Source organism: Parasutterella muris, from assembly GCF_943193095.1.
Classification (GTDB): domain Bacteria; phylum Pseudomonadota; class Gammaproteobacteria; order Burkholderiales; family Burkholderiaceae_F; genus Parasutterella; species Parasutterella muris.
The window spans coordinates 26,415-35,715 of the sequence record NZ_CALPCV010000026.1 but is presented as its reverse complement, the minus strand read 5'-3'; the positions used below and the strand labels follow the sequence as shown (position 1 = coordinate 35,715).

At 49.9% G+C, this 9,301-nt stretch carries 7 protein-coding genes and 2 tRNA genes; all 9 read right to left on the bottom strand.

Annotation, left to right across the window (positions count from 1 at the left end):
* Positions 1 to 2: 2 nt before the first annotated feature.
* Positions 3 to 75, bottom strand: a tRNA-Glu gene (locus NFR90_RS09385).
* 37 nt (positions 76 to 112) lie between these two features.
* Positions 113 to 188: transfer RNA gene (locus NFR90_RS09380), tRNA-Ala, on the bottom strand.
* Between the two features lie 77 nt (positions 189 to 265).
* Entirely contained in the window at positions 266 to 1,702 is a 1,437-nt protein-coding gene (gene gltX / locus NFR90_RS09375; protein ID WP_251452495.1) for a glutamate--tRNA ligase, read from the bottom strand.
* A 271-nt stretch (positions 1,703 to 1,973) separates the two neighbouring features.
* The gene (locus NFR90_RS09370; protein WP_160335634.1) at positions 1,974 to 3,653 is read right to left on the bottom strand and encodes a putative transporter; all 1,680 of its coding nucleotides are present in this window, start codon (positions 3,651 to 3,653) and stop codon (positions 1,974 to 1,976) included.
* 311 nt (positions 3,654 to 3,964) lie between these two features.
* Positions 3,965 to 6,307 (bottom strand): Fe(2+) transporter permease subunit FeoB, encoded by a 2,343-nt coding sequence (gene feoB, locus NFR90_RS09365; RefSeq protein WP_251452493.1) that lies wholly within the window; start codon positions 6,305 to 6,307, stop codon positions 3,965 to 3,967.
* A gap of 9 nt (positions 6,308 to 6,316) precedes the next feature.
* Positions 6,317 to 6,544 (bottom strand): FeoA family protein, encoded by a 228-nt coding sequence (locus NFR90_RS09360; protein ID WP_160335632.1) that lies wholly within the window; start codon positions 6,542 to 6,544, stop codon positions 6,317 to 6,319.
* A 16-nt stretch (positions 6,545 to 6,560) separates the two neighbouring features.
* Positions 6,561 to 6,806 (bottom strand): ferrous iron transport protein A, encoded by a 246-nt coding sequence (locus NFR90_RS09355; protein WP_160335631.1) that lies wholly within the window; start codon positions 6,804 to 6,806, stop codon positions 6,561 to 6,563.
* 26 nt (positions 6,807 to 6,832) lie between these two features.
* A complete protein-coding gene (locus NFR90_RS09350; protein ID WP_251452489.1) occupies positions 6,833 to 7,933 on the bottom strand; it encodes a porin in 1,101 nt (366 codons plus the stop codon).
* Between the two features lie 311 nt (positions 7,934 to 8,244).
* On the bottom strand, positions 8,245 to 9,219 hold the full coding sequence (locus NFR90_RS09345) for a carboxylesterase family protein (RefSeq protein ID WP_251452486.1): 975 nt from the start codon (positions 9,217 to 9,219) through the stop codon (positions 8,245 to 8,247).
* Positions 9,220 to 9,301 lie beyond the last annotated feature (82 nt).

Sequence of the window (9,301 nt, the reverse complement as noted above, 5' to 3'; positions counted from 1 at the left end):
GGCGTCCTCACGGGGATTCGAACCCCGGTACCGACCGTGAAAGGGTCGTGTCCTAGGCCTCTAGACGATGAGGACAACTGCTTTCCGGCTAATGCCGAATTGCTTAAAACTTTGGTGGAGGTAAGCGGGATCGAACCGCTGACCTCTTGCATGCCATGCAAGCGCTCTCCCAGCTGAGCTATACCCCCGAAAGAAGAGCAATATTAAGGAAGAATTTAATTCCTGTCAACTCCGCCATCAATATTCGCTCAATAAAAAGTAAAAATTAGTTTCCGGCGCTCTGTTTGGCCCACTGATCCATGCCTTCCTTCAGTCGCGCAAGAACTCTGTCACGACCGATGAACTGGAGTGTTGCATCGATTGACGGAGTTTTTTCGGCTCCCGTTGCAAGCACACGAAGCGGAATAGCAAGATGCAGAACCTTGACGCCTTTTTCGTCCATGATTTCTTTCATCAGGCCGTAAATATTGTCTTTTTTCCAGTCAATGGAAGGCGCTTTCTCGACGAAGAGTTTCATCGCTTCAAAAGAGGCCTCTTCTTTATCTTTCAGCAGTCCGGGAAGCGAAGAGGCGTCAACAGGGTTATCCGCAAAGAAGAGCATGGAAGCGTCAGCCAGAGCCTCAAACGTGTTTTCACGTTCCTTGAGGAAGCCGACCAGGCCGCAGAGGTCTTTAACCTTAGAAAGATCCGCACCGCGTTTTTCCAGTCTGGGCTTGAGCAGCTCAACCAGACGAGCGTTGTCGGCCTTCTTCATGTACTCGTGGTTAAGCCACAGAAGCTTCTTCATATTGAACTGGGCCGGAGAGCGGCTGCAGTCGGACAGATCGAACCATTCGGCAAGCTGTTCGCGCGTGAACATTTCATCGTCGCCATGGCCCCAGCCTAAACGAGCCAGGTAGTTGAAAAGCGTCTCCGGCAAAAAGCCCATTTCGTCATACTGCATTACGCTCACGGCGTTGCGGCGCTTAGAAAGCTTCTTGCCGTCTTCGCCGTGAATCAGGGGCAGATGCGCAAATGTTGGCAGTGGAGCGCCGATCGCTTTGTACAGGTTAATCTGTCTCGGAGTGTTGTTAATGTGGTCGGCACCGCGAATGACATGGCTGATCTGCATGTCAAAGTCATCGATCACAACAGCGAAGTTGTAGGTCGGAATGCCGTCGCCGCGCATAATGACGAGGTCATCGAGCTCGGTATTAGAAACACTGATCGGACCATAAACCGCATCGTTCCATGTCACAATGCCGTCGTCTGGATTACGGAAGCGGATCACCGGAGTGACACCGGCCGGAATTTCTTTACCGACCGCGTTTTCAGGACGCCAGCGCCCGTCATAACGGGGTTTTTCACCACGGGCCTTCTGTTCTTCACGCAGCTGATCAAGCTCTTCTTTTGTTGTGTAGTCTTTGTATGCCAAGCCTCTTTCGAGCAGGTCGTTGGCAACCTGACGATAGCGCTCAAGGCGGTTCATTTGGTAAACGACTTCTTTATTGTCGTAGTCGAGGTTCAGCCATTTCATTCCGTCAAGAATGGCCTGTGTCGCTTCAGCCGTGGAACGTTCCTGATCGGTATCCTCGATGCGAAGAAGAAATTCTCCGTCGAAGTGACGGGCGACAGCCCAGCAATAGATTGCAGTACGGGCGGTTCCAAGATGCATCATTCCAGTCGGACTGGGAGCGATTCGAGTACGAACTTTCGTAAACATAGTCTTTTCCAAACAAAACCTTAAATAGTTAACTTCCCGCCATTTGCGAGACATGAAGATTGATTTTAACGCTTACAGATGCGCTTCGGATTCAGTATGAGGATTTTCGTTCTAAACGAGTCCATTGTTCACCGCGCATAAAAGGAGCGCGGTTTACCAATGCGTTTTACTGCAAATCACGGCAAATACAGATGTGGGCGGAGAACGGACCGAGTTTTCGGGTTCTAAAACGAAAGAGGCCCGAAGGCCCCTATCCTGTGTTCGCTTCTCACTAGCTGACGAACTGCCAGAGAATCAGCAGCACGAACTGTCCGGAAAGAATTCTCAGGAACATCGCAAGCGGATAAACCGTAGAGTATGCAATCGCCGAGCAGCTCTTTTCCGAAAGCGTATTCGCATAGGCCAAAGTCGGAGGATCGGTCGTGGCACCCGCGATCATGCCGACAATCAGGTGGTAGTTGAGCTTATAGACGACGCGCGCAACGCATCCGACGATGATGAGCGGAATAATCGTGATAAAGAGACCGAGCACCGCATAGAGCACTCCGTTGCCCTCAGTGATCGCTCTTACGAACGGAGCTCCGGCAGCCAAACCGACACTGGCAAGGAAGAGCGCAATACCGAGCTCTCTAAGCATCAGATTCGCAGAAGCCGTGGTGTAGGTCACCAAATGCAGACGCGGCCCCCAATAGCCCAGCAGAATCGCGACAATGAGCGGGCCGCCCGCCAAACCAAGTTTCAACGGAACCGGCATGCCCGGAATCGCAATCGGAAGACTTCCGAAAAGAATGCCGACCGCAATACCAAGGAAAATAGATATCAGGTTCGGATGATCGAGTTTCTTTTCCTGATTGCCGAGTTTGTCGGCAAGGCGGCGAATAGAACGCTCAGGGCCGACGCAGTAGACGACGTCTCCAAGCTGCAGCGTCAGATTCGTATACGGAAAGAGCGTCATGCCTGCACGGAAGATACGTGTGATATTGACTCCGTCATAGCGGCTCAGGTGCAAATCATGAACGGTAATGCCGTTGACTTCCTCACGCGTCACGCGGATGTTTTTAGCGGTAATCGGAGAGCTCTCAGTCGCCAGATCAATGTCCGTCTCTTCCTTACCGCAGAAGGTCACAATTGCGTCCTTGTTCTCTTCGGCCGCGACAATTCTCATGACGTCGCCGACGTGAACTACGTCTTCCGCGTGCGGACTGATAATTTCTCCGTCATGCAGCAGACGGGAGCAAATAAAGGGACGGCCGATAAAATGACGAATCTGTTCGATGCGCTTACCTTCCAGACCCTGATTCACAATACCGACGTGGAAAAAGATCGGCACGTCCGAATTCTCCTTCTCCGCCTCTTCCCACATTCTGTCCTCTTCTTTGAGATCAATGCGGAAAACCAAACGAATCACAATCGCCGTACCGATAATCGCGACGACACCGAGCGGATAGGCGCACGCATAGGCCACAGCGATATCCTCGCCTTTGTAGTCCAGCATACTGAGCGCTTCCTGAGTCGCGCCAAGACCCGGCGTATTGGTTACAGCGCCGAAATACACACCGAGCATCTGAGCCAGTGAGACGCTGTCGGAGAACATGAAGAACAAAGCGATCGTTACAACGAGACTCAGTCCGACTGCGAGAAGCGTCAGAAGATTGAGCTGAATGCCGCCGCTTTTAAATGACGAGAAGAACGAAGGGCCAACCTGAAGACCGATGAAGAAAACAAAGAGGATAAGTCCGAAATCCCTCAGAAAATGCAGAACCGTTTGATTCACGGTCAGACCGAGATAGCCGGCGGCAAGACCTGCAAAAAGAACGAAAGTCACTCCGAGAGAGATGCCAAAAACTTTAATTCGGCCGAGTATTGTGCCAACGGTAATAACGAGCGCGTAGACCAGAAGAATATGCCCTACCGAATTTTGGTCCGTCCATAGGGCTGTTAACCATTCCATGCTTGTGCCTAATCGATTTGAGGTTGATTAAAAAGTTATATCTGTCAGGATGTTGTCTCTGATAATTTTAGAGAAAATCCTTTTTCTTGACATTCAGCCGAAGGCTATAGATTGATGGTTTTCACTAGCAAAAATTGTGCGTTTTATAAATATCCATTTTGCATTTTTCGCAAACAAGTTGCTTCAAAGATGCGCTGACTGTCGGAGCCTTGGCAGGCACTGCAAAAAAATAACCGGACGCGTCGCGCTGTTAATTCAGCGTTCCGCGCCCGGAGCAGGAGCTGTCTTCTCTCAGCCCCTCTGCCAATTAATTAGGCACCGGCGTAATTAGCGCCCTCAATTTTTCTGTCTTCTTCTTTTCCTGCTCTGCGCAGTCCGAGAACAATCGCGGTAATGACAGCAACGCTAAGGACGATGCAGACACCGGCGTAGGCCGGATTATTAGAGAAGCGTCCGACCTGGTAGACGATCGTTGCCGAACAATATCCGACAGCAGTTGTCCACAAGGCGGCAAAGAGCGCCCAGCGGGTTCCGACTTCTCGATAGACAGCGCCCATCGCAGCTCCGCACGGGAGGTACAGAAGAACCATCAGCAGATAGGCAAAAGCACCAAGTTCTCCGTCGTAGAGACGGTTCATGGAAGCAATCGTAGAAGACTTAACTTCCTGAGCTTCAGCCTGCTCTTCGACATTGGAAAGGTCGGAGTCAACCGAGATACCCAGCGGATCAGTGAAGAACGCACCGATGTCACCGAAGTTTTCGGAGACAGAGCCGACAGCTTCTTTGAAGGATTCCGCAAGATTAAATCCGCCTTCTTCCTCTTCTTTAGCCTCTTCACCTTCCGGCGCTTTCTCATCCATGGATGAGTAGAGAGAGTCAAGCGTGCCGACCACCGCTTCTTTAGCGAGAATACCGGTGAAGACACCGACGGCTGCCGGCCAGTTTTCTTCCTGAATACCCATCGGCTTGAACACCGGAACGATTGTCTTGCCGATCTGAGCAAGAACGGATTTATCAGAGTCTTCGTTGCCGAACGTTCCGTCAGTTCCTAAAGAATTCAGGAAGCAGAGCACGGCGACGAGGACGACAATGACTTTACCTGCGCGGACCACGAAGCCTTTCAGACGATCCCAAGTGGAGAGCAGAAGATTTCTTAATGTCGGCAGATGGTACGGCGGAATTTCCATCAGGAACGCGCCCGATTCGCCTTTAAGTGCGGTTCTCTTCAGCATAAAGCCTGTCGCGACAGCAACTGCGATACCGATAAGATAAAGCGCGAACACCAGATTCTGACCATTCATCGGCCAGAAAGCTGTGGCAAAAAGAACGTAGACTGGAAGTCTTGCGCCACAGCTCATAAACGGAGCCATAAGAACAGTCGTGATTCGATCGGATTTCTTTTCCATCGTGCGGGACGCCATAATGGCAGGCACGCCACAGCCGAACCCAACGATCAGTGGAACGAAAGATTTGCCGGGCAGTCCGAGAGCTCGCATAAAACGATCCATAACGAAAGCCGCTCTCGCCATATAACCCGAATCCTCAAGGAAGGAAAGCGCGAAGAACATGCACGCGATCACCGGCACAAATGTCGAGACACACTGAATACCGCCGCCAATACCGTCGGCAAGAATGGTCTTAAGCCATTCAGGAGTGCCAAGATATGTCAGCAGCTCTCCAAATCCGTCAATAAAGATCGCTCCAAAAAGGATATCGAAGAAATCTATAAACGCTGAACCGATATTAATCGCAAAGATAAACATCAGGTACATCACACCGAGGAAAATCGGAATACCGAGCCAGCGATTCAATACGATCTTATCGATCTTGTCAGTCAGCGTCTGACCGGCCTGACCGGTTCTCACGATTGACTGCTGAGACACTTTAGAGACGAACTGATAACGAACATCAGCCATCGCCATATCGACGTCTCCGTCATATTTAGTATCAATTTCCTGTAGGATCGGCTCGGCTTCATCAATGGAGATACCCGGGAAAACTTTTAGAATCTCCGCGTCGCCTTCAACAAGCTGTTCCGCGACCCATCTGGATCTCGGAATAGCTTGTTTAGCAAGAATTGCGCCAACCTTGGTAATCGCATTTTCAATATCCGCGCTGAAGACGATAGGATTGGCGGCCGCTTCCGGCTCACTCAGTTGTTTATCGAGTGCCTGTTTGAGCTCTTCAATACCTTTTTTACGACTCGCGACGATACCGACGACCGAGCAGCCAAGCTCATCCTGAAGTTTCTCAAGATTGATTTCAAGACCGTGCGTCTTAGCGACGTCAAGCATATTGACGACCACAACCATCGGGATTTGAAGTTCCAGAAGCTGAGCGGTCAGATAAAGGTTGCGTTCTAGGTTAGAAGCATCGACGATATTGATAATAGCCTGCGCTTCAGAGCTTGCGACATAGTCGCGCGCCACTCTTTCATCTTCACTGACGGAAGAGCTCGGCTGAAGCGAGTAGATGCCGGGAAGGTCGACGAGCGTGATTTCGCGTTTATCGATATTGAAGCCGCCGGTTTTCTTTTCTACCGTAACACCAGGCCAATTGCCGACAGACTGTTTCGCGCCGGTCAGCACATTAAAAAGAGTTGTTTTTCCGCAGTTGGGATTGCCTATGATGGCAACGATATTCTTTTGGGTCATGATGGCCGCCTATATTTTTTCAACTTCCAGGACATTAATTTCGGCCTTCCGAACACTCAGGAAGGAACCGCGGATTTTGATTTCCACCGGATCTCCCAAAGGTGCGACTCGGCTTACCTCAAACTCAGTTCCGGGAAGAGCTCCCATAGAAAAAAGTCTTCGGCGGTATTCATTGCTGCCGGGAAGAATTTTTGTGATTCTTCCGCGTTCTCCGGGAACGAATTCGTGAAGTTTCATAATTTCCACCTCGCTTTTACTTATCAGACAGAACGACTTTGACTAAGTCTGCGATATCCCGGTTGACCGCAATTCTGCCGTCGCCGACGGCAACCAGAAGCGGCGCGCCGGGATTATTCGCAAGGACGATCACGGAAACACCGCGCTGCAGTCCGAGTTCGCGAAACTGTCGAATAACGTTTTTATCCGACGAGCTCACTTTTGCGACAATCGCTTTTTGATCGGCTGATAAATCGGTCAGTCTCAAAGCTTGGAATGCCATATGTGTTTCCTTGTCTAAATCTGTTCTTAGAATTCGTGGCGCATGCCTACGCCAAGGCTCCAGTTTTCGAAGTCGCCTCGGACTTCAGCGGTCTTAAGTGCTTTGCCGCCCTTTTGCCATGCGCCCCAGCTGTAAACCATCGTGCGTTTGGAGAGCGGGTACTCGTAGGCCGCGCCAACACCGAGACGATCGAATTTGTCACGATCGGGAGCCGCGTCCACATCCTCCAGCGTGACCTTGTCCATAGACTTGATCTTGCCAAAGCCGTAGTTAACCGCGGCCTTGAAAGTACCTCCCGCGGCAGGAACTTCCGCGCCCAGCGTAAAGGCGTTCTGGTTCAGACCTTTGCCGGCGAAGACCCAGTCTTCAGACTGATCGAAGCCGTGGAAATGAGAAGCGTACTGATAGCCGAAATAAACCTTAGCGGCTTCAAAGTCGTAAGCCGCGCTCAAGCTGTAAACCATTGTCGGTTTCACATCGTCTTCGCCCTTATTGTCAAAGCGTTCAACGATACCGGCGAGGTTTAGACCGCCGATTTCATATGTTGCGCCGATACCGAAGTAATGGGCGTTGCGGCTCCATTTCTGCGTATCGGATTCTGTACCGTTGGAGTACTGCAGATGAAGCTGCAGGCCGCTGAATTCCGGAGAGCTGTAATGAACGGTGTTGTTATTGATCTGCCCAGTAACAAAAGCGTTTCCGAGACCAATCTGAAGATAATCCGTTCCGAAAGGAGACGCATCCCAAATGGAATAAGTTCCTTCATAGGAAGCGAGGCCGCCGATACGGCCGAACGCAAGGGTGCCGAATCCGCCGCTCACATTCAGAGAAGCCTGTTTAGCCCAGGCAAGTCCGGATTCACCTTCCGCACCGTCATCCATGGTGTAGGAGTTTTCGAGGTTAAAACCGACGCTGTAGCCATTGCCGAGTTCTTCGGTTCCTTCAAGACCCCAAACACTGCCCCCGGCAACGCCGTCCATCAGCTGAACGGTAGCGGTACGGCCTTTTTCTTTCTGAACCGCAACCGCTCCATCGATAGAACCGTAAAGCGTTACGCTGCTTTCAGCAAGTGCAAGGGGAGCGGCTGTCATGACGACAGCTGCAAGGAGTGTCTTAGAGAATTTCATAATTTTGCCTTAATGTGTAATTGATAATAAGAAACATTCCTATTAATCAAAATAAGATATTTTTTTGAATTAACCGCCCTTTCTGATAACAAACCTTCAAAAGGCTGTTTTTTCTGACGAAGAAAAAGCTGTTTTCTTATGTAGAAGAATTCGTTTATTTATATGATTATTTTAGATTAATTTATATCAATCACATACATATTCATTCTAAAGGCAAACTTTAAGTATTTTCCCGTACTATTAATTTTTGTTGCTTAAATGAAACAAAACCGACTCGTACGAGTCGGTTTTTTTGAGAATGATTTTCCTTTCTAATATTTCACCGGCGCACCGAGTTGCTGATTTAAAAGCCAATCTCTTGCGGCGCCAATCTTATAAGCGTAATCAAAACTATACATATGTTCGCTTCCTCCCTCCGGAGGGAGGACTGAACCAGAGGTAAATACGATGAAGTTTATCGGGTTTCCTCTTTGGAAGAGTTCTTGGGCGAGCATATTCTGTTCGTCTTCCGGAAGTTTTGCACTCCACTCGGCCGCACTGTAAGGAAGTTCATCCTCTCTCAGCAAATCGAGTATCTTTTGAATTTGCTGTCCGGCAGATCCGTCTTTTCCGGCAGCAAAGAAGATGAACTTATCATCAAGCAGCTTATCGTAAGTTTTAGGATCCCAGTGACAGTCCACAAACATACCTGCCGCGAACAATCCAGGGAACTGGGTCATGAAATACATCGACATCATGCCCCCCATTGACTGACCGGTTGTGAAAAGCTTGCGCCGGTTAATCGGAAGAGTTTTGAGAAGCGATTCCAACAGACGAATGGTCATATCCACTTCCTCTGTTCGTTCATATGAATCGTTGACCGTGACGCCTGAATACTCAGGGACAAGAACAAAACAGGGATGCTTGCTTTGGAAATCAGGCTCTGCAAATACCAAGGCTCCGTAGCCCTGAGTTATGGCTGCATCAATAGAGCGGCCGGGAGTACTCGCATCCGCCATGAAAAGCACCAACGGGTATTTCTTACCTCTCACAAGGTGTTCAGGCGTATAGAGTGAATAGTTAAGGATCCTGCCGGTTTTAGGATCACTGAACTGCTGCGCCTTAAACTTAGTGCCGACGGTTTGGATCAGGCCTTGGAGGATTGGGTCGCCCGTCTTGTCGATCACCGGACCCTGGGCCCGGGCGCCCAGCCAGGGGCCGCCTTTTTTTTTACCATAATCTGCGCAGCCGCTTAAAGCTGTCAGACTGAGAACTGAAACATATTTTAAGAATTGCTGTCTTTTCATCTAGTTACCAGCGTCACCGCCGCCCCTATTAAAACGCAACGGAGGCTAGTGTAAGTTTCGTTGATTTTCTATGGCAAAGACA